Annotated in this window: 18 protein-coding genes and 6 pseudogenes; 14 read left to right on the forward strand and 10 right to left on the reverse strand. The window is 68.8% G+C overall.

Annotated features, from left to right (window positions below):
* Window positions 1-43: 43 nt before the first annotated feature.
* The 6 genes and pseudogenes from OG306_RS15055 to OG306_RS15080 all read left to right on the forward strand — a co-directional run bounded on the left by OG306_RS15055 (window position 44) and on the right by OG306_RS15080 (window position 5268).
* Window positions 44-1038 (forward strand): annotated as a pseudogene (locus tag OG306_RS15055) (IS5 family transposase).
* 140 nt (window positions 1039-1178) lie between these two features.
* Window positions 1179-1928: a hypothetical protein gene (locus OG306_RS15060; RefSeq protein ID WP_266746687.1), complete on the forward strand. Its 750-nt coding sequence runs from the start codon at window positions 1179-1181 to the stop codon at window positions 1926-1928.
* A 133-nt stretch (window positions 1929-2061) separates the two neighbouring features.
* Window positions 2062-3299 (forward strand): IS3 family transposase gene (locus OG306_RS15065; RefSeq protein WP_266746690.1). Its coding sequence is split into 2 segments (ribosomal slippage): window positions 2062-2385 and window positions 2388-3299, totalling 1236 coding nucleotides; the frame shifts between segments, so codons are not numbered across the junction.
* 38 nt (window positions 3300-3337) lie between these two features.
* A pseudogene (locus OG306_RS15070) lies at window positions 3338-3532 on the forward strand (site-specific integrase); the annotation flags it as partial.
* Between the two features lie 202 nt (window positions 3533-3734).
* Window positions 3735-4304 (forward strand): hypothetical protein, encoded by a 570-nt coding sequence (locus tag OG306_RS15075; RefSeq protein ID WP_266746692.1) that lies wholly within the window; start codon window positions 3735-3737, stop codon window positions 4302-4304.
* Window positions 4305-4740: 436 nt separating this feature from the next.
* Entirely contained in the window at window positions 4741-5268 is a 528-nt protein-coding gene (locus OG306_RS15080) for an STM3941 family protein (RefSeq protein WP_266746693.1), read from the forward strand.
* A 39-nt stretch (window positions 5269-5307) separates the two neighbouring features.
* Here OG306_RS15080 and OG306_RS15085 read toward each other — a convergent pair.
* A pseudogene (locus OG306_RS15085) lies at window positions 5308-5436 on the reverse strand (IS5/IS1182 family transposase); the annotation flags it as partial.
* Between OG306_RS15085 and OG306_RS15090 the strand changes: the two are divergent.
* Window positions 5425-5619: pseudogene (locus tag OG306_RS15090) on the forward strand (site-specific integrase); the annotation flags it as partial. The pseudogenes OG306_RS15085 and OG306_RS15090 overlap by 12 nt on opposite strands.
* A 435-nt stretch (window positions 5620-6054) precedes the next feature.
* On the opposite strand, the gene OG306_RS15095 reads toward OG306_RS15090, so the two are convergent.
* Entirely contained in the window at window positions 6055-6408 is a 354-nt protein-coding gene (locus OG306_RS15095; protein WP_266746694.1) for a beta/gamma crystallin domain-containing protein, read from the reverse strand.
* A 270-nt stretch (window positions 6409-6678) separates the two neighbouring features.
* Between OG306_RS15095 and OG306_RS15100 the strand changes: the two are divergent.
* Both OG306_RS15100 and OG306_RS15105 read left to right on the forward strand, forming a co-directional pair.
* Window positions 6679-6777: pseudogene (locus OG306_RS15100) on the forward strand (IS5/IS1182 family transposase); the annotation flags it as partial.
* Window positions 6738-6842, forward strand: a pseudogene (locus OG306_RS15105) (IS5/IS1182 family transposase); the annotation flags it as partial. The pseudogenes OG306_RS15100 and OG306_RS15105, both read left to right, overlap by 40 nt.
* Window positions 6843-6848: 6 nt before the next feature.
* Here OG306_RS15105 and OG306_RS15110 read toward each other — a convergent pair.
* Window positions 6849-7007: a hypothetical protein gene (locus tag OG306_RS15110; protein ID WP_266746695.1), complete on the reverse strand. Its 159-nt coding sequence runs from the start codon at window positions 7005-7007 to the stop codon at window positions 6849-6851.
* A 349-nt stretch (window positions 7008-7356) separates the two neighbouring features.
* On the opposite strand from OG306_RS15110, the gene OG306_RS15115 reads away from it, so the two are divergent.
* The 4 genes from OG306_RS15115 (at window position 7357) to OG306_RS15130 (ending at window position 10978) form a co-directional block, all read left to right on the forward strand.
* Entirely contained in the window at window positions 7357-9000 is a 1644-nt protein-coding gene (locus tag OG306_RS15115) for a penicillin-binding transpeptidase domain-containing protein (protein ID WP_266906380.1), read from the forward strand.
* A 96-nt stretch (window positions 9001-9096) separates the two neighbouring features.
* Window positions 9097-9594, forward strand: a complete 498-nt coding sequence (locus tag OG306_RS15120) for a YbaK/EbsC family protein (RefSeq protein WP_266746697.1) — start codon at window positions 9097-9099, stop codon at window positions 9592-9594.
* Window positions 9591-10442: a DMT family transporter gene (locus OG306_RS15125; RefSeq protein WP_266746698.1), complete on the forward strand. Its 852-nt coding sequence runs from the start codon at window positions 9591-9593 to the stop codon at window positions 10440-10442. The genes OG306_RS15120 and OG306_RS15125 overlap by 4 nt, the downstream gene beginning before the upstream one ends.
* A gap of 185 nt (window positions 10443-10627) precedes the next feature.
* Window positions 10628-10978, forward strand: a complete 351-nt coding sequence (locus OG306_RS15130; RefSeq protein ID WP_266746699.1) for a hypothetical protein — start codon at window positions 10628-10630, stop codon at window positions 10976-10978.
* Between the two features lie 67 nt (window positions 10979-11045).
* On the opposite strand, the gene OG306_RS15135 is transcribed toward OG306_RS15130, so the two are convergent.
* From OG306_RS15135 to OG306_RS15155, 5 genes are all read right to left on the reverse strand, one after another.
* The gene (locus OG306_RS15135; protein WP_266906378.1) at window positions 11046-11846 is read right to left on the reverse strand and encodes an SDR family NAD(P)-dependent oxidoreductase; all 801 of its coding nucleotides are present in this window, start codon (window positions 11844-11846) and stop codon (window positions 11046-11048) included.
* Window positions 11843-13006 carry a serine hydrolase domain-containing protein gene (locus OG306_RS15140; RefSeq protein ID WP_266752212.1) on the reverse strand — a complete coding sequence of 388 codons (1164 nt, stop codon included), beginning with the start codon at window positions 13004-13006 and terminating at the stop codon, window positions 11843-11845. Before OG306_RS15140 ends, OG306_RS15135 begins: the two co-directional genes overlap by 4 nt.
* Window positions 13007-13072: 66 nt before the next feature.
* On the reverse strand, window positions 13073-13843 hold the full coding sequence (locus OG306_RS15145) for an energy-coupling factor ABC transporter ATP-binding protein (RefSeq protein ID WP_371665375.1): 771 nt from the start codon (window positions 13841-13843) through the stop codon (window positions 13073-13075).
* Entirely contained in the window at window positions 13840-14601 is a 762-nt protein-coding gene (cbiQ, locus tag OG306_RS15150) for a cobalt ECF transporter T component CbiQ (protein ID WP_266746702.1), read from the reverse strand. The genes OG306_RS15145 and cbiQ overlap by 4 nt, the downstream gene beginning before the upstream one ends.
* Before the next feature lies 1 nt (window position 14602).
* Entirely contained in the window at window positions 14603-15697 is a 1095-nt protein-coding gene (locus OG306_RS15155; protein WP_266746703.1) for an energy-coupling factor ABC transporter permease, read from the reverse strand.
* 205 nt (window positions 15698-15902) lie between these two features.
* Here OG306_RS15155 and OG306_RS15160 point away from each other — a divergent pair, with 205 nt between their 5' ends.
* Window positions 15903-16268 carry an SsgA family sporulation/cell division regulator gene (locus OG306_RS15160; protein WP_266746704.1) on the forward strand — a complete coding sequence of 122 codons (366 nt, stop codon included), beginning with the start codon at window positions 15903-15905 and terminating at the stop codon, window positions 16266-16268.
* Window positions 16269-16440: 172 nt separating this feature from the next.
* On the opposite strand, the gene OG306_RS15165 is transcribed toward OG306_RS15160, so the two are convergent.
* Window positions 16441-18678 carry an MMPL family transporter gene (locus tag OG306_RS15165; RefSeq protein WP_266746705.1) on the reverse strand — a complete coding sequence of 746 codons (2238 nt, stop codon included), beginning with the start codon at window positions 18676-18678 and terminating at the stop codon, window positions 16441-16443.
* 146 nt (window positions 18679-18824) lie between these two features.
* The gene (locus tag OG306_RS15170) at window positions 18825-19397 is read right to left on the reverse strand and encodes a TetR/AcrR family transcriptional regulator (protein ID WP_266746706.1); all 573 of its coding nucleotides are present in this window, start codon (window positions 19395-19397) and stop codon (window positions 18825-18827) included.
* Window positions 19398-19422: the final 25 nt, after the last annotated feature.

Below are 19422 nucleotides of genomic sequence, written 5' to 3' on the forward strand. Positions count from 1 at the left end.
GATTCGCTCTCGTGGCGGAGCGTGATCCGGTAGATCGTCTTGTGTGACGCGATCGCAGCTGACGGACGTGGAATGGGAGTTCATCAGGCCGTACCTGCCGATCGGCAGCTTCGGGCCGTACCCCGAGCGGCTGCGGCAGCAGTTCGAGGGCGTGATCTGGCGGTTCAAGACGGGCGGGCAGTGGCGGGAGATGCCAGCGGAGTTCGGGGCCTGGTCGACCGTCCACAACCGCTTCCGGCAGTGGCGGGACGCCGGCGTCTTCGAGGCCCTGCTGGAGGGGCTGATCGCAGAGGTCGCGAAGCGGGGTGAGGTGGACTTGTCCCTGGTCAGCGTGGACTCCACCACCGTGCGGGCTCACCACGACGCCGCCGGAATGCATCTCGGCCAGGACGTCATCACCGCACTGGAGAAGGCCGCCGTCGAGGAGGAGAAGGCCCGGCAAAAGGGGGCAGCCCGGAAGAACAAGTCCGACAGGAGATCGGAAATGATCCTAATCAGGGCGAACGGCGACGTACCCGCCGCCGCCGCAAGGTCCGGCTGAAAGCCGCCCTGCTCGGACGCTCAAGGGGTGGGCAGACCAGCAAGGTCCACCTTGTCAGCGACCGGAAATGCCGCCCGCTGGCGTTCGTCCTAACTGCGAGGCAGGCCGCCGACAGCCCGCAGTTCATCCCCGTGCTCAAGAAAGTGCGGGTCCGCGGGCCTGAAGGTCAGCTCCCGCCAACCTTCGCTTCCCATTAGGCCTACTCGTCCCGCGGCAACCGCGCCCACCTGCGGAAGCGCCACATCAAGGCGGTCATCCCGGAGAAGAAGGACCAGGCCGCCAGCCGGAAGAAGCGGGGCAGCAAGGGCGGTAGGCCAGTCGGGCACGATGTTGGCCTCTACAAGGAACGGAACACCGTCGAACGCCTGATCAACAAGCTGAAGGCCTGGCGGGGTGTCGGTACCCGCTTCGACAAGACCCCTGCGAGTTACCTCGCTGGCCTCCACCTTCGCGCCTCGATGATCTGGATCAAAGGCCTCACCCGAACCGCCCCTTGATCACGACCCGATACGCGCCCTAACTAGTGCTGTGACCACGTGGGTTCACCGTGTGGGATCCGTCCACCCGCCCTGCGGGGGCGGGGTCAGTGCTGCGATCATCATGACGAAGGCGGAAGGCGCGGCGGAGGGGGAGCAGGATGATTTCTGAGCCGGAGATGGCGGGAGAGTTCGGTGCGGTTGAAACCCGCGAGGTGATGGGCGACTTCGACCGGGAGTTCGTTGGGGAACGTCGGCCCCGAAAGCCGTGGTTGTGGGCGCTGGGCGGGATGGTAATGGCGTCGGTTCTCTGGGCGGCGGCGCTGTTCCTGTATGGATTAGGCGATCGGAAACCGGACATGCATGGGTACCAGCTGGACCAAAACCCTTGCCCATCTCTACAGCTCAAGTCGATCGGCGCGGCGATCGCACCGAGAGAGTCCACCCCCAAGGTCGAATCAGGGCTGTTGAACCATGCCGCCCTCGACCAGATCCAGTGCTTCATTCCTCTTCGGTCTCGGACCAGGGCGGAGCGGCCCGGGAACGGCTGGTCCATCGACTACACCGTCGTAATCACGGTGGCACTGCACAAGAAGACCGACCCCGGCGCCGAATTCGAGGCGCGGCAACGGGTGACTGAATTCGGAGTTGATCCTGATGCGAAGCTGGAGACGGTTCCGGACCTTGGCGACAAGGCGTATCTGCTGACCCGGGACGACGGTAAGTCGGAGCTGCGGGTGCTGGAGGGCGGAGCGGTCCTCTCGCTGAGTCTCTCCACCTTCACGCAGTACCAGAGCAACGACCACAGCGAAGACGAGGCCGGTGATGGGCCGGGCGTCCCTGACCTGTCCCCGTACCAATCGGCCATGATCAGCGACATGCGTGACCTGATGTCAAGCCTCAAGCAGTGAGCTTGAGATTCAACCTCTGCGAACATCGACCGGCGTGTCACCAGACCCGGCGAACATTCGTGGGGCCTCCCCCTGATTGGTGGACACGCTGATACTGGATCTGCTTGATCCGGAGGAAGCGAGAAGACCGCCGATGGCGATGAAGGACTACTCGGACGAGTTCAAGGCCGATGCCGTGGCCCTGTACGAGTCCACACCCGGGGCGATCTACAAGAGCATCGCTGCTGACCTGGGCGTGAACCGGGCGACCCTGCGTGAGTGGGTGCTGCGGGACCGCGAACGCCGTGGCATCACCGCGGCAATTGCGAAGCCGGGCGCCCGGCCTCGGGAGGCGGTGCCGTCCGCTGATCCGGACGAGCGGGTGCGGCAGTTGGAGGCCCGGGTGGCCGAGCTCGAGGCAAGTGAGCGCAAGCTCGCCACCGAGCGGGACATCCTCCGCAAGGCGGCCAAGTATTTCGCCGGAGAGACGAACTGGTGAGGAGCCGCTTCCAGTTCGTTGACGACCATCGGAACACCTACGAGGTGAAGCGGCTCTGCCAAGTCCTGGACGTGAACCGGTCCAGCTACTACAAGTGGCTCGCCGGAGCCGAGGCCCGGGCCACCCGGCAGCGGGAGGACCGGATCCTGGCCGAGGAGATCCGCGAGGTCCACGGCGAGTCCGGCGGCGCTTACGGATCCCCGCGAGTGACAGCCGAGCTCCGCGAGAAAGGGCGGCAGGTCAATGAGAAGCGGATCGCCCGGATCATGCGGACGTTCTCCATCACCGGCATCCGCCTGCGCAGACGCGTGCGCACCACCGTCCCGGACCCGGCAGCCTCACCGGTCCCGGACCTGTTCCAGCGGGACTTCACCGCTACCGAGCCGGGGCGCAAATACATGGGCGACATCACGTATCTCCCGCTCGCAGGCGGGGAGTTCCTCTATCTCGCGACCGTGCTGGACTGCTTCAGCCGCAAGGTCGTCGGCTGGTCCATCGCCGACCACATGCGCACCGGCCTGGTCGCCGACGCACTGCGGATGGCAGCCTCGACCCGTGGCCGCCTGGACGGCGCCGTGTTCCACTCCGACCACGGAGCGCAATACGGATCCCGGGCCTTCGCCGGCCTCTGCGACCAACTCGGGGTCACACGGTCGATGGGCGCGGTCGGCACCAGCGCCGACAACGCGGCCTGCGAAAGCTTCCACGCCTCCCTGAAACGCGAGACCCTCCAAGGCGCCCACGACTACGGCGACTCCGATACCTGCCGCAGGACCGTCTTCGCCTGGCTGACCCGCTACAACACCCGCCGCCGGCACTCCGCCAACGGCCACCTCAGCCCCAACGAATACGAACACCGACACCACACCGCTAAACTCACGCTCGCCGCGTGATCAATAACCGCGAGCCCACCTTCACGGGGGAAGGCCCCTATGCCTCCGTGCTCCTGGACGCGGGCGAGAACATCCGGGCCCTGAGCCAGTACCTCGGTCATGCCGACCCTGGCTTCACTCTGCGCACGTACACGCACCTGATGCCGAGCAGTGAAGGACGTACCCGGAAGGCCGTGGAAGCCCTCTACAGGGCATCCCTGAACCATGATCACGGCCCACACGCGGCCCAGTAGGCCCCCGACGGCCCCGCCCGGCAAGGAAACTGCTGGTCGGGGCCCATATCTCCGCATCCCGCGAGACTTCATTTTCTGGCCGATCTACACGGGGACTCCGATCCCCGACGGTTCCTGGCGGGACCGGATGTGGCTAGATGATCTATTCCAAGGGGTTCCGGGTCAGTTGGGTTCTGTAGGGTCGTTTGAGATCATCTCGGCCATGGATGATGGACGCCGGGCCTATGAAGTCCGTTACGGCTGGAACGCCCCGACGGTGAAAGGGGCACTACTGTGCCTGCTCCTCCTCGGGCTTGCCTTCGCCCCAGGTTCTCCGGGCTGGGCCGCCGCCGTGCTCGGCATCATGGGGGCCATATCCTTCTTGGCGATCGCCCTGCTGGCTTGCTCACGCCGGGTGGCTCTCCGCGTCGGTCCGGAAGGTGTGACGTTGGGTGGCACACCGTTCGGCATCAAGACTGAGCGAATGGGCTGGCCAGAGGTCGTTTCCATCGACCTGTGGACGGAGCAGTCACATCGCATGGTGAAGACGTCGCATATCGGTGTGCGCCACAAGAAAGGATCTGCACCTCCGCTGGGGCTCTCGAGCTTGCCCGGGCTCCGACAGATCGACGAATACCTGGCTGCGCAGGTTCCCGCCGAGTTCGTGGAGGCATTCCGTGGAACCGTTCTGTCGAGCCGCGGAATGGCTTTGTGGCGTGTGGACCGTACCCGGTTGAAGGCGACGGTCCGGGCGTTCGCCCCCGAGGTTTACCTCTTTGACCGTCTGGACTAGACACCTGGATCTAGAGCGTGTCTCTTTGATGTGCTCATCAGGTGATCGGATGTGCCTGTCCGATAGGCAAGCCCGCAGGCCAGCCAAGCGAGACGCAGCATCGCCGAACCACAGACGCTCCGCGCCTACCCGCCCGTGCCCGGGATGCCTCCGGCGGGGAACTACGGCACCGGGATGGCCAAGACGGTGTACTTGTGTCCGGTAGATCGTGGTTGAGGTGGGATCTGCCGTCGCGCCCGCCGACGTCCAAGGCGAAGCCGAGCAGACCCGCCCCCTGGCGCCCAGGTCGTACGTCCAACTGGGCGCTCCACCTGGACGTCAGGGAATGGGCCCACTGCACTACCGTGTGGGACGACGGCAGACGGGACGGCCACGGCACCAGACGGTCTGCGAAAAGGCTTCCGCTGACGAGGGCTCTGGTCCTATCGTCTCAGCCATGATCAGAAACGGCGGTCCACTGCCCCCGACGGTCTACCCGCTCGCCAAGGGACGTGTGTGGGCCATGCTGGCCGGCTCTCTGGTCTTCGTCGCTCTGGGCATTGTTTTCCTGGTCGCCCACAGCACCGTGATGATGACTGTGGCGGGGGCGCTGGCCGTGCCCTTCTTCGGGCTCTGCTCGGTGAGCATCATCCAGCGTCTGCTCCGCGACCGACCGGAGTTGGTGCTGGACGACGCGGGAGTGGACCACGTGAGGCTGGGCCGGTTCGGCTGGGACGAAATAGCCGCCGTGCGGATACGCGGGCAGCAGGTACGTAACACCTCGCAGCGGTTCATTGAGCTGGTGCTGCACGATCCGGACGCCTATCTGGCTCGAGCCCCCAAGCTCGTCCGCAGCACCGCGTCCATGAACGCACGACTCGGCTTTGGTCCGGCCAACATGGCCACAAGCACCTTGCCGGTGCCGCCTGAGGCGGTCCTGGACGCGATGCGGCGTCACTGCCCCGGACTCGCAGTACAGCACTGAGCGCGCCCGTTGGCCGACCGGCTGGTTCTGTCTCTTTGGTCAGCGTCGGGTCCAGATGAGGACGCCGGCAATGTGGAGTGCGGCCTGGTAGGCGATGGCGAGTTTGTCGGTTCGCGTGGCCCGGCCGCGCCACTGCTTGAGGCGGTTGATGCACCGTTCGACTCCGTGCTCTTGGACGCAGGCGAGAACATCCGGGCCCTGAGCCAGTACCTCGGTCACGCCGATCCGGGTTTCACTCTGCGCACGTACACGCACCTGATGCCGAGCAGTGAAGGACGTGCCAGGAAGGCCGTGGAAGCCCCCTACAGAGCGTCTCGGAACCATGATCACGGCCCAGAGACGGCCCAGTAGGCTCCAAACGGCCCCGCCTGGCAAGGAAATTGCTGGTCGGGGCCCATGTCTCCCCATCTCGCGAGGCTTCATTTATTTCTGGCCGATCTACACGGGAACGCCGATCCCCGACGGTTCCTGGCGGGACCGGATGTGGCTGGACACCTGGATCTAGCTGGGCAAGAGCACCAAGGGGGCGCAGCCGTCGGCTGCGCCCCCTTGGCGGTTGTTGGCCTGCTGCCGGTCCGGAGAAGCGGGCGGCACTCACCCTCGCGCGTCGTCACCAGGAAGGTGGATTCACCAGTCGGCCCGCGGCCTCACCCGGTCATTCCGCTCAGCTCTCCCTGCACCTCTTACTGGAGAGATGAAAGAAAACAGTGTCCGCAGCGTCCGCAAGATCCACTCCCTCTCAGGGCGTGACCTGCCAGTCATTCCCCGCAACCGGATGTCGACTCGTCACAGGATCTGGATGGCGACGACCCTCGGCGGATGGTTCGGGAAGGTGATGTCGTGCCAGCGCTCGATCTTCACCGAATCACCGTTGGCGTCGTAGTAGATCAGGTCGTTGTTGCCCGTGGAGATCCGGTCGACCCACCACCCGCCGAAGTCGGTCTTCCCGCCGTTCGCGTAGCAGTCGACGCTCTCACGGCCGTCGAGGTGCGACCAGAGCTTCAAGAAGTTCTCCCCGCCGACACATTGGACGTGGTCGATGGCGAAGGCGTTACCGCTCGGCATGCTGACGGTGAGCGCGGCAGTTGTGGCGAGTGCCACGGCCACGGAACGTGCGGCCCTCTTGCTTTTCGAGATCACAGATTCCCCTTCACGCGGAGGCCGGCGCATGGGCCGACCCTGGCGGCGATGTTGTGTCATGACGGAACGGTGCTTCGTCGAGCCGACAACCGGATACGACCCGTCAGGCAGCCATGAGGCCCCATCGGGCAGCTCGAACGATGCTGCCTCCACGCTACAAACGGAATGAGGCCATACCGGCCGCAGCCAGGGAAAACACATCAAAAAGGTGATAACCCGGGGTAAGGCCGTGGCGTACGGTCGAGCAGGCAACAGCCCGTACCCCCCGCCGAAGACGGATGCCGGCCGATGGCCCTCCTGGTCACGCCAGGCCAGTGGGGCGACGCACCGCGGACAAGAATTCCCGGGCCGTCACCACCCGCTACGAGAAAAGGGCCTACGTGTTCCACGGCACCGTCACGACCGCAGCGATCCGGTTCCGGCTTCGGCCCTGAGCGAGCTCAATCCTTCGGTACTGACGCCCTGGAGAAGAGCAACATCGCGACAAACAAAGAAACCGGATAAATGCCGGCAGACCATGGCTGCGGCACGATCTTCTGGGCGCCGGCAACCAAACCGGCGAGCAGGAGCCAGCTCACAAGGAGCCACGGATGCTTCATCAGAGTCCTGGCCACGGTGGCCCATCGGCTCCCGGAATTTCCCGCCGCCGGTCCCATGGCCAGACCATAGCCTCCGCCCACGGCACAGGACTACGGCGAGGCAAAGCCCTCCCCATTCATTTCCGACCCATCCACACGGGAACGCCCATTCCCGATGTGTCCTGGCGGGACCAGATGTGGCTGGATACCTGGATTTAGGAGGGTGCACCATGATTCGACCGCTGTATTCATGCCACACGCATCCCGTTCCGATAACAACCATCTCGACTGTCACCGCAGTCCCGTAGGGTGCCCAGCAGCATCCCCTTGAACACGTTCAAGGGGAACTCCTGGGGAGGGGGACTGACGGATGCGCAGTGGAGTGAAGGTCGCGATAGTCGGCGGCGTGTTCGCGGTCGTGGTCGGCGGGGTGGGCTACGGCGCGTACAACGTCCTGGACGGGCTGAACGGCGGTGGGGGTGGCGGCGACGGTACGGACGGCAAGTCCGCCTCCGCCGAGGTGAAGACGGGGCCGGTCACCGCCGCGGAGATCGATGACACGGTGAAGCGGTTCCTCAAGGCCTGGGCGAGCGGGGACGCGGCCGTCGCATCCCAGCTCACCAACAACGCGACCGAGGCCGAACCGGCCCTGAGCGGCTACCGCGAGAGCGCCCATGTCACCGACGCGGTGATCACTCCGGGCCCGGCGGTGGGTACGAAGGTGCCCTACACGGTGAAGGCGACCGTGTCGTTCGAGGGGAAGTCCAAGCCCTGGTCGTACTCCTCCGAACTGACCGTGGTACGCGGCCTGACCACCGGCCGGCCGCTGGTCGACTGGGCGCCCACCGTGATCCACCCGCAGCTGACGGCCGGTGCGTCGCTGAAGACGGGTGAGGCGTCGGCGCCGTCGATCGAGGCCGTCGACCACAACGGCAGGGCGCTCACCAAGGAGAAGTACCCCTCCCTGGGCCCGATCCTGGACGCACTGCGCGACAAGTACGGGGAGAAGGCCGGCGGCACGGCCGGTATCGAGACCTGGATCGAGAGCGAGAACGCGGACGGGCCGGACAAGACCCTGCTGGTCCTCACCAAGGGCAGGCCGGGCAAGCTGCAGACCACCCTGGACGCGAACGCCCAGGCGGCGGCCGAGACGGCCGTGAAGAAGTTCAGCCAGGCGTCGGTGGTCGCTGTCCGGCCGTCCACGGGCGCGATCCGCGCGGTCGCCAACAATCCGGCCACCGGCTTCAACACGGCGATGCAGGGCAAGCAGGCACCCGGGTCGACGATGAAGATCGTGACGGCGGCGATGCTGATCGAGAAGGGCCTCGCCTCGGCGAACCAGAAGATCGAGTGCCCGCCCACCGCGATGTACATGGGCCGTACCTTCAAGAACCTGGACGACTTCTCGATCCCCGACGGCACCCTGACGACCAGCTTCGCCCGCTCCTGCAACACGGCCTTCATCAAACTGATCGACGACACGAAGGACGACGCGGCGCTCGCCAAGGAGGCCCGCGACGTCTTCGGCATCGGCCTGAACTGGCAGACCGGTGTGGTGACCTTCGACGGCAGCGTGCCCGAGACCACCGGTGGCGAGGCGGCCGCCCAGTACATCGGGCAGGGTACGGTCCAGATGAACGCCCTCAACATGGCGTCCATCACCGCCACCGCGAAGAACGGCACCTTCCGCCAGCCGATCCTCGTCGACCGCGACCTCGACGGCCGGCCGATCGCCACCGCCTCCCGGTCGCTTTCCCCGTCCGCGTCCCAGCAGGTCACCAACATGATGCGCCAGACCGCGAGTTGGGGCACCGGAAAGGCCGCGATGGCCTCGGTCGGCGGCGACAAGGGCGCCAAGACGGGCTCGGCGGAGGTCGACGGCCAGGCCACGTCCAACAGCTGGTTCACCGGCTTCAGCAACGACCTGGCCGCCGCGGCGGTCGTCCAGTCCGGCGGCCACGGCGGCGACGCGGCAGGCCCGGTGGTGGCGGCAGTGCTGCAAGCGGGGTCGTGAGGCACCGCCCCGCAGGGCTTCACGTGTGACGGACGGTTCGGGGCACGCGCGGAACCCCGTCGCGCGCCCCGTAGCCCGTTCGCTAGCGTGCGGGGCATGAGCACTCCCGACACCAACGCCGCCGAAGCCCACCCCCGATTCGCCGAAGCCCTGCGGGAGCTGGGCCTCGATGTCGAGGTCCGCCGGTTCCCGGAAGCCACCCGTACCGCGGCAGAGGCCGCTGCCGCGATCGGCTGCGAGCTCAGCGAGATCGTCAAGTCCCTGATCTTCGAGGCCGACGGCGTCCCGGTGCTGGTCCTGATGGACGGCTCCTCGCGCGTCGACGTCGAGCTCGTCCGCGCAGAGCTGGGTGCCGCGAAGGTCAAGCGGGCCGGGGCCGATCTGGTCCGGGAGACGACCGGGTACGCGATCGGGGGCGTACCGCCCTTCGGGCACCGTACGACGACCCGAGTGCTGGCCGACCGCGGACTGCTGGACCACGACGTGGTGTGGGCGGCCGCGGGCACCCCGCACACCGTCTTCCCGCTCGACCCCAAGACCCTGATCGGGCACGCCGGTGGAACCGTGGTGGATGTGCGCGAGCAGTCCGCGTGACACCCCTGGTCGCCTTCGCCGTCCTGATCGCCGCTGTCACGCACGCCACTTGGAACGCGATCGCACACGCGATCAAGGATCAGCTCCTCTCCTTCACTCTGATCTCCGGGGGCGGACTGCTGATCGGCGCCGCTGCGGCCGGCTTCGTCCCGTTCCCGGCCGCCGGGGCCTGGCCGTACCTGCTGGTCTCGGCGGCGCTGCACGTGGCGTACATGCTGCTGCTGATGCGTTCGTTCACCCTGGGCGACTTCGGCCAGATGTACCCGATCGCCCGGGGCACGGCACCGCTGGTGGTGACCGTCCTCGCCGCTGTCTTCGTCGGTGAGCATCCCGACGGCTGGGCCACGGCGGGAGTCGCGGTGGCCTCGGCGGGGCTCGTGGGGCTCGCGCTCTGGGGCATCCGCGGCTCCGGCAGGCGCCCGGACTGGCCGGCGCTGCTGGCCGCCCTCGCGACCGGCCTGGCCATCGCCGGGTACACGACGGTGGACGGGGTCGGGGTGCGTGCCTCCGGCTCCTCGCTCGGATACATCGCCTGGCTGATGATCCTGGAGGGGATCGCCATCCCGGCGTACGCCCTCTACCGGCGCCGGTCCGCGCTCCTTCCCGCACTCAAGCCGTACGCCGTACGCGGGCTGCTGGGCGCGGCCCTGTCGGTGACCGCGTACGGCCTCGTGCTGTGGGCCCAGACCCGGGCCGCGCTGGCCCCGGTCGCGGCGCTCCGGGAATCGTCCATCATCGTCGGCGCGGCGATAGGGACAGTGTTCTTCAAGGAACGGTTCGGCGCGCCGCGCATCGCCGCGGCGGGGCTGATGGCGGTCGGCATCGGGCTGATGCTGCACACGAGTTGAGCGGGGGACGTGCCCGGTTTCCGGGCCTGCGACCGGCACGTCGGGGCGGTGCGGGCAGTGAGGGATCCGGTGGGGCGAAAAGGGGCCACTACGCCCGAGCGTGACCGTTTCGTCATGACTTCGGACTGCTTGGATGCGCAGGTCTCGCTCTCGCGGACGTCCACGCACCGAAAGGGACACTCCCCATGCCCAAGCGCAATCACCCTGTACTGGCTCTCACCGCGGCCGTGCCGACCGCGACCGCCGTCGCCGCGGCCGGCGGAGCGCCGGCCTCCGCCGAGCTCGCTCCGAAACGGAACCTGATCAACAAGATGGACGGGAGCCGCCTGGCGCTGCTCAACAACAGCACCGCCGAAGGCGCCACCGGCATCACCCTGCGGGACCCCGCGTGGAAGTACAGCACCGAGCAGTGGGAGTTCGACTTTTCGGCCTGGCAGGCGGATGGACGTTCAACGACACCCCCACGGCCAACGGCCAGTCCGGGCGGGGTGGGCGATGCGCCCGGGCTCGCCGCCCACCCCTTCGTGGGAACGTGACACCCGAACCCCGATGTGTCAAGTTTTTTGCATCCCTTGTGCCCCGGCGGTGCATACGCGGACTCCGTCACTCCGCCGAAGACGCCTGCCGGAAGGCGGAGTTCACCGCGGTCAGCCCGCCGTCCACCCGTAGTGTCGTGCCGGTGATCCAGGCCGCGTCGCGCGAGGCGAGGAAGGCGACGGCGGACGCGATGTCGTCGGGTTCGCCGACCCGGCCGAGCGGGTAGAGGCGGCTCACCCGGGACAGTTCCGCGTCCCGGCCCGCCCAGGCGTCCGTGCGGACCGTGCCGGGTGCGACCAGGTTGACGCGTACACCGCGCGGTCCCGCATGGCCCGCGAGGGTGCGGGTGAGGCTGCCCAGGCCGGCCTTGGCGGCGCTGTAGGCGTGGTTGCCGAAGTCCTGTTCGCCGTTGACCGAGCCGATGTTGACGATCGCGCCCCGGCCGGAGGCCACCAGGTGCGGGAGGGCGGCGCGGGCGCACCGGTACGGGCCGGTGAGGGTGATGTCGAGGTCGCGCTGCCAGACCTCGTCGGGCTCGTCCTCGAAGAGCGGGGCATCGGACGTGCAGGCGTACGCGTTGTTCACCAGCACGTCGAGGGAGGCGAAGGCGGCGACGGCGTGGGCGACCGCGGCCTCGACCGCCGCCCGGTCGGACACGTCGCAGGGCAGCGACTCGGCGGTCCCGCCCGTCTCGCGTATCGCCGCGGCAGTGCTCTCGGCTCGGTCGCCGTCCAGGTCGGTGACCAGGACGCGGGCGCCCTCCGAGGCCAGCCGGCGGGCCGTGGCCGCCCCGATGCCCCGGCCCGCCCCGGTGATGAGCACGCCGTATCCGTCGAACCGTGAACCAGCAGAGGAAGGAGGAGTCATAGCGCCGACCGTACTGCCCTGACCAGGGCCTGGGCACGGGGATCGGCGGTGACTCCCTTCTGCAGACCGTTCGTCACATAGCCCAGCGCGATACCGGATTCGGGATCGGCGAAGCCGAGCGAACCGCCCCGGCCGGGATGGCCGAAGGAGCCGGGGGCGAGCAGCGGGGCCGCCGGGCCGTGCAGCATGTAGCCGAGGCCGAAACGGGTGTTGACGACCAGGACCCGGTCCGGGCCCGCCGACTCCTCGGTGCGGGCGAGGGTGAGGGTGGCCGGGGCGAACAGGCGGTGGCCGTCGACCGGGCCGATCATCGCGGCGTAGCAGCGGGCCAGCGCGCGGGCGGTGGCGATGCCGTTGGAGGCGGGGAGTTCGGCCGCCCGGTAGTCGGGGGCGTTCTCGTCGGGGAAGGGGTCGATGGCCCCGAAGGCGCGGCGGGTGAGGGACTCCGGATCGCGGTACGCGTCGGTGACGGACCGCTTGGGGCGCATCCGCAGGGTGCCGCCGTTGCCCGCGAGGGCCGGTGGTTCGACGGGGCCGACGCGGCCCACCCGGTGCGCCTCGTCGGCCGGGAGGCCGAACCAGAAGTCCAGGCCGAGCGGGCGGGCGATCTCCTCGGCGATCCAGCGGCCGACGGTGCGGCCGGTGACCCGGCGCACCAGTTCACCGATGAGCCAGCTGTAGGTCTGGGCGTGGTAGCCGTGGTCGGTGCCGGGCTCCCACTGGGGGCGCTGGGCCGCGACCGCCTGCGGACCGGAGATCCCGTCGGCCGCCTCGGAGGGGGTCAGCGGGCAGTCGAGCGCGGGTATGCCGGCCCGGTGGGCGAGGAGGTGGCGGACGAGCACCCGCTCCTTGCCGGCCGCCTTGAACTCCGGCCAGTACGTGCCGACCGGGGCGTCGAGATCGACCTGGCCGCGCTGGTGCAGCAGCAGCGGTACGGCGGCGGCGATGCCCTTGCCGGCCGAGCGGACGATCTGCACGGTGTCGACGGCCCACGGTTCGGCCCCGTCGACGTCTCTCGTACCGGCCCACAGATCGACGACTTTGCGCCCGTCCCGGTAGACCGTGACTGCGGCGCCGCGTTCGCCGCGCTGCTCGAAGTTACGGACGAAGGCATCCCGGACCGGTTCGAATCCGGCCGCCACCGTGCCCCGTACGTCCACACCTGTTCCTGCGTTCCCGCTCATCCCCCCATGGTGCATCCCGTCGCAGGTCGCGGGTGGGGCGGGTCAGCTCGAATCCACGGTCACGGAACGCGGGTCGAAGCCGAAGGGCAGCTCCAGGCGGTGGCCGCGCATCAGTTTCTCGTCACAGAGCAGATCCTGGGTGCGGTCGTCGGCGGCGATGACGCCTTCGCTCAGGACGACCGCGCGCGGGCAGAGCTCCAGGGCGTACGGCAGGTCGTGCGTGACCATGAGCACGGTGACGTCCAGGGACCGCAGGATGTCGGCGAGCTCGCGCCGGGAGGCCGGGTCCAGGTTGGAGGACGGTTCGTCCAGGACGAGGATCTCCGGCCGCATGGCGAGGACGGTGGCGACGGCGACGCGGCGGCGCTGGCCGAAGGAGAGGTGGTGCGGCGGCCGGTCCGCATACTCCTCCATGCCGACCTGCGTGAGCGCTTCGGTGACGCGTTCCTCCAGTGCGGCGCCGCGCAGCCCGGAGGCGGCGGGGCCGAAGGCGACGTCCTCCCGGACGGTGGGCATGAAGAGCTGGTCGTCGGGGTCCTGGAAGACGATGCCGACGCGGCGGCGGATCTCGGCGAGGTTGCGCTTCTCGACGGGGAGGCCGGCAACCCGGACGGTGCCCGCGCCGGCGTCGAGGATGCCGTTGAGGTGGAGGACGAGGGTGGTCTTGCCGGCTCCGTTGGGGCCGAGCAGGGCGACGCGTTCGCCCCGGTCGACCGTCAGGTTCACGCCGAAGAGCGCCTGGTGGCCGTCGGGGTAGGCGTAGGCGAGGCCGCTGACCTCCAGCGACGGCGCGGGGGCGGTGTGCACGCTCATAGGGTCCATCCCAGCAGACAGATCGTGAGGGCGAGGACGGGGAGGGCGGCAGCGTACGCCCACTGGGTCCGGGAGGCCGTCACCTCGTCGATGACGGGCATGGAACCGGCGTAGCCGCGGCTGAGCATCGCGAGGTGGACGCGTTCGCCACGCTCGTACGACCTGATGAAGAGCGCGCCCGCCGATTTGGCCAGGACGCCCCACTGCCGTATCCCGCGGGCCTCGAAGCCGCGGGAGCGGCGGGCGATCGACATCCGGCGCATCTCGTCGGTGATCACGTCGCCGTACCGGATCATGAAGGACGCGATCTGGACGAGCAGCGGCGGCAGCTTGAGCCGTTGGAGGCCGAGCAGCAGTGCGCGCAGTTCGGTGGTGGAGGCGAGGAGTACGGAGGCGGCGACGCCGAGGGTGCCCTTGGCCAGGACGTTCCAGGCGCCCCAGAGGCCGGGGACGCTGACGGAGAGTCCGAGGACGTGGGTCTGCTCGCCGGGCACCACGAACGGCATGAGCAGCGCGAACGCGACGAACGGCACCTCGATGAGCAGCCGCTTGAGCAGGAAGCCCGCGGGGATGCGGGCCAGCGCGGTGACGGCGCCGATCAGTACCGCGTAGAACGCGAACGCCCACACCGCCTCGCGCGGCGTCGAGACGACGACCACGACGAAGCAGAAGGCGGCGGCGAGCTTGCAGTGCGGCGGCAGGTCGTGAACGGGCGAGTGCCCGTGCCGGTAGAGCCTGTGCGCATGTCCCGCGCCCACGTCAGACCATTTCCCGGTCGTGCGCGGAGCCGGCGGGCGTGTCCGGCGTGCGACGGCGGCGGAGCACGTAGAAGACCCCGCTGCCGACCACGATCGTGGCACCGACACCGATCACCCCGGCGAGGCCGCCGGAGACGCGGGCGTCGGAGACGTCCTTGACGCCGTAGTCGGCGAGCGGGGAGTCCTTGGCGGCGTGCTCCTCGGTCTTCTTGTCGATGCCCTGGTCGGCGGCGACCTTCTCCAGGCCGTCGGGGCTCGCGGAGGCGTAGAAGGAGACGAAGCCCGCCAGGACGAGGGCGGTGACCAGGCCGGTGGCCCAGAGTCCCCGGGTGGAGCGGGCGGCGACCGGGGCGACGGGCTGCCGGGCCGGGGCGTCGACGAGCTCGCCGTCGACCCGGAGCTTGAGCGGGGCGGTGAGTCCGCGGGCGCCGTGGACCAGATCGGGGCGTACGGCGACGACGGCGCCGACGGTCAGCGCGGTGATCACGGCCTCGCCGATCCCGATGAGGACGTGGACCCCGACCATGGCGGTGAAGACCTTGCCGATCGAGATGTCCGTGGTGCCGCCGATCCAGTAGATCAGCGTGAAGACGCAGGCCGCGGCCGGTACGGAGACCAGGGCGGCGACGAAGGACGCGACCGTCACGGAGCGGCGGGTCCGCGGGAGGACGCGGGCCAGCCCACGGAAGAGGGCGTACGCGACGACGGTGGTCGTGATGCCCATGTCGAGCACGTTCACGCCGAGCGCGGTGAGGCCGCCGTCGGCGAAGAGGATGCCCTGCATGAGCAGGACGACGGAGATACAGAGCACCCCGGTGTACGGCCCGACCAGGATCGCGGCGAGCGCCCCGCCCAGCAGATGCCCGCTGGTGCCCGCGGCGACCGGGAAGTTCAGCATCTGCACGGCGAAGATGAACGCGGCGACGAGACCGGCGAGCGGCGCGGTGCGCTCTCCCCCACTCTCGGCTGCGCTCGAGCGGGAGGTGCCCCCCAGTTCCCGCCGGGCGCCCCGCAGGCTGACGGCGACGGCGCCCGCGGCGACGACTCCGGCGGCGGCGGAGACGGGGGCGTCGATGAATCCGTCGGGTACATGCATGTGGGCGCTCCGCTTCCTGCGATCCTGCGTGACCGCGAACGGTGTCGTGAACCGCTCAATGATAGGGCCTTGTTGCAAATGCTTCGCAAGAGCGGGAATGTCACAGCTGGCCGCCCCCGGCTCCCCGGCAGGAAACCTCACCGCGCCTTCAGCGGGAAATGTGGGACATTGAATGACAAACACGAACAGACTGGAGGAGTCGGCCATGCCCCCCGTGATTCATGAACAGGCCGAGGCCTGGCTCGTCAATGACACCCCCGACCTCCCGGCGGTACCGGTCGACCTGCTGTACGACGCCGACGTGGACCCGCGCACCGTCCATGTCGCCTTCCCCGGCGGCATCGACTGGGCCTTCAGCCGCGATCTGCTGGAGCGCGGACTGCGCTCCCCCGCCGAACTCGGCGGCATCCGGGTGTGGCCGTGCGGCCGGACCCAGCTGGTCGTGGAGCTCCGCTCGAAGGAGGGAGTGGAGGTGGTGCAGTTCGACAACGCGCCGCTGATCCGTTTTCTGCACCGCACCTACGGCGAGGACGCCCCCGACCGCACGCCCATGACCCATATGGACGCATGACACCCACGCAATGAGGCCCGCGCAATGAGGCCCACGCGATGACGCGTCCGCATGACGGAAGCCCCCGTGCCGCACGGGGGCTTCCGTCATCGCCCGGTCCCCCGTCCCCACAGGTATCCGGCGCATCCGGGGCCGCGCTCCGCTCGGACGCGGGCCCCTCAGGCTCCATGGCTCAGACGCGGGTCAGCTCGCGCTCGCCCTCGGCGTCGTCGCCGAGTCCGCCGGCGCCGCCCCCGGACGTCTCGCCGAGCTGCTTGCGCAGCCCCTCGCCCTCCACGTCCACGTTCGGCAGGAGCCGGTCCAGCCGGCGCGGCAGCCACCAGGCGCGCTTGCCGAGCAGGGCGAGGACCGCGGGCACGATCGCCATGCGGACCACGAACGCGTCGAAGAAGACGGCGATGGCGAGCGAGAAGCCGATCATCTTGACCATCTGCTCGCTGGAGCCGATGAAGCCGGCGAAAACCGCCATCATGATCACGGCCGCGGCCGTGACGACCCTGGCGCCGTGCCGGAAACCGGTGACGATCGCCTGGCCGGGCTTCTCGCCGTGGACGTACGCCTCCCGCATCCGGGTCACGAGGAAGACCTCGTAGTCCATGGCCAGGCCGAAGACCACGCCCACCATGAAGATCGGCATCATGGACATGATCGGGCCGGTCTGTTCCACGCCGAAGAGCGAGCCGAGCCAGCCCCACTGGAAGACCGCGACGACCGCGCCCAGGGCCGCGACGACCGAGAGCAGGAAGCCGAGGGCCGCCTTCAGGGGCACCAGCACCGACCGGAAGACCAGCATCAGCAGCAGGAAGGCGAGGCCGACGACGAGCGCCAGGTACGGCAGCAGCGCGTCGTTCATCTTCTGCGAGAAGTCGATGTTCATCGCCGTGGAGCCGGTGACCAGAACCTCGGCGCCGGTGCCGGACTTGATGTCCTTGCCCGTGTCACGGATCGCGTGGACCACGTTCTCGGTCTCGGTGGAGCTCGGCCGGTCCTTCGGGACGACGGTGATCATCGCGGTGTCGCCGGCCTTGTTGAACTGGGCCGGGGAGACGGCGACGACGCCCGGGATGCCGGAGATCTCGTCGGCGACCTGCTTGGCCGCGGTCTTGCCGTCGGAGCTGTTCACGGTGTCGACGACGACCATCAGCGGCCCGTTGAAGCCGGGGCCGAAGCCGTCGGAGAGCAGGTCGTAGGCGCGCCGCTGGGTGGTGCTGGTGGGCTGGGAGCCGTCGTCCGGCAGACCCATCTCCAGGGAGGCGGCCGGTACGGCGACGACACCGAGGCCGATGACACCGGCCAGCAGCACCCAGACCGGCTTGCGCAGCACGAACCGCGCCCAGCGGGTGCCCATGTTCGGCTTGTCCTCGGCCTGGCCAGGGGCCCCGGCGGCCTTGCGCGCCTTGCGTCCCAGGACCCGCTTGCCCGCGAAGCCCATCATGGCCGGGACCAGGGTGAGCGCGATGAGGACGGCGATCGCGACCGTGCCGGCCGCGGCGAAGCCCATCTTCGTCAGCATCGGGATGTTCACGACGGCGAGGCCGACCAGCGCGATCACGACGGTGAGGCCGGCGAAGACGACCGCGGAACCGGCCGTACCGACGGCCCGTCCGGCCGCCTCCTCGCGCTCCCGGCCCTCGGCCAGCTCGGCGCGGTAGCGGGAGACGATGAACAGCGCGTAGTCGATGCCGACCGCGAGGCCGATCATCATCGCGAGGATGGAGGTGGTGGAGCCCAGGTCGAGCACGTTCGCCAGGGCCGTGATCGTCGAGACGCCGATGCCGACCCCGATCAGGGCGGTGAGCAGCGGCAGCCCGGCGGCGATCAGCGAGCCGAAGGTGATGACCAGCACCACCGCGGCGATGGCGACACCGATGATCTCGGTGGCTCCGGTCTCCGGCATCACCTGGAGCGCGTCACCGCCGATCTCCACGGTCATCCCGCTCTTCTGCGCCGTGTGGCCCGCGTCCTCCAGAGCGGTGCGGGTCGCGTCGGTCAGCTCCATCGAGTTGACCTTGTAGGACACGGAGACGTACGCCGTGGAGCCGTTCTTGCTGACGGCGCCCGCGGTGTACGGGTCGGTGACGGAGGCGATCTGGTCCGAGCCGGACTTCAGCTCGCCGGCGAGCCTGTTCACCTCGGCCTTGTTCGCCGGGTCCGTCATCTTCTGGCCGTCGGGGGCCTTGAAGACGACCCGTGCGGTCGCGCCGTCGGCGCCGGCGTCGGGGAAGCGCTGTTCCAGCAGGTCGAAGGCCCTCTGCGCCTCCGTACCCGGGATCGAGAAAGAACTGGAGGTGGCGGTGGACGCGGAGGCCGCGCCGAGTCCGGCGAGTGCCAGCAGTGCCACCCAGATCAGGGCGACATAGCGGCGGCGCCGGAAGGCGAGCCGTCCGAGCTTGTAGAGAAATGTGGCCACGGAGTCGTACTCCCGGTCAGGTCGTGTGCGTGGAAAAGGGCGTGAGGAACCAGCCCGACGACGAGAGCGGCGTGTCAGGTGGAGCTTGGGGAGAGGGCCGTACGAAGGGGACGGGTCGCGCTGAACGGACCTGCCGCGCGAAGGGGTCAGACTCCGAGAGCGGGGAGAACCACGGAGTCGACGTAGTCGGTGAGGAATGCCTGGTCGACGGCGCGGTCCTCGACCAGCTGCCGGGCGGCGAAGGCGCCGATCAGCATGTGCGATACGTATTTCAGCGCCGGATTGTCCGGACGCAGTTCACCCCGGGCCACAGCTCGGCGCAGCAGCGTGTCGAGGCCGGTCATCTCCGGCTCGATCAGCAGCTCGCGCAGGGCCTGGAGCAGATCGGGATTGTCGTGGACGGCATGGCTCAGGCCCCGCATCAGCGCGGAGTCCTTCTCCATCTGACAGTCGTCACTGCGGCTCAGCACGGCGTGGAAGTCACCACGCAGCGATCCGGTGTCGATCTCCGCGAGGGAGACCGGCTTGTTGTGCCGCAGGGCCGTGACGACCAGCTCGGGCTTGCTCCCCCACTGGCGGTAGAGGGTGGCCTTGCTGGAACGGGTACGGGCGGCGACGGCGTCCATGGTCAGGGCGTCGTAGCCGACTTCGCGGAGCAGGTCGAGCACGGCGGCGTACAGCTCGCTCTCACGCTCGGGCGTGAGCCGGGTGCGCGCCATGGGTCGATCTCCCGTTCCCGTTTCT

It is taken from the genome of Streptomyces sp. NBC_01241 (genome assembly GCF_041435435.1).
Taxonomy (GTDB): domain Bacteria; phylum Actinomycetota; class Actinomycetes; order Streptomycetales; family Streptomycetaceae; genus Streptomyces.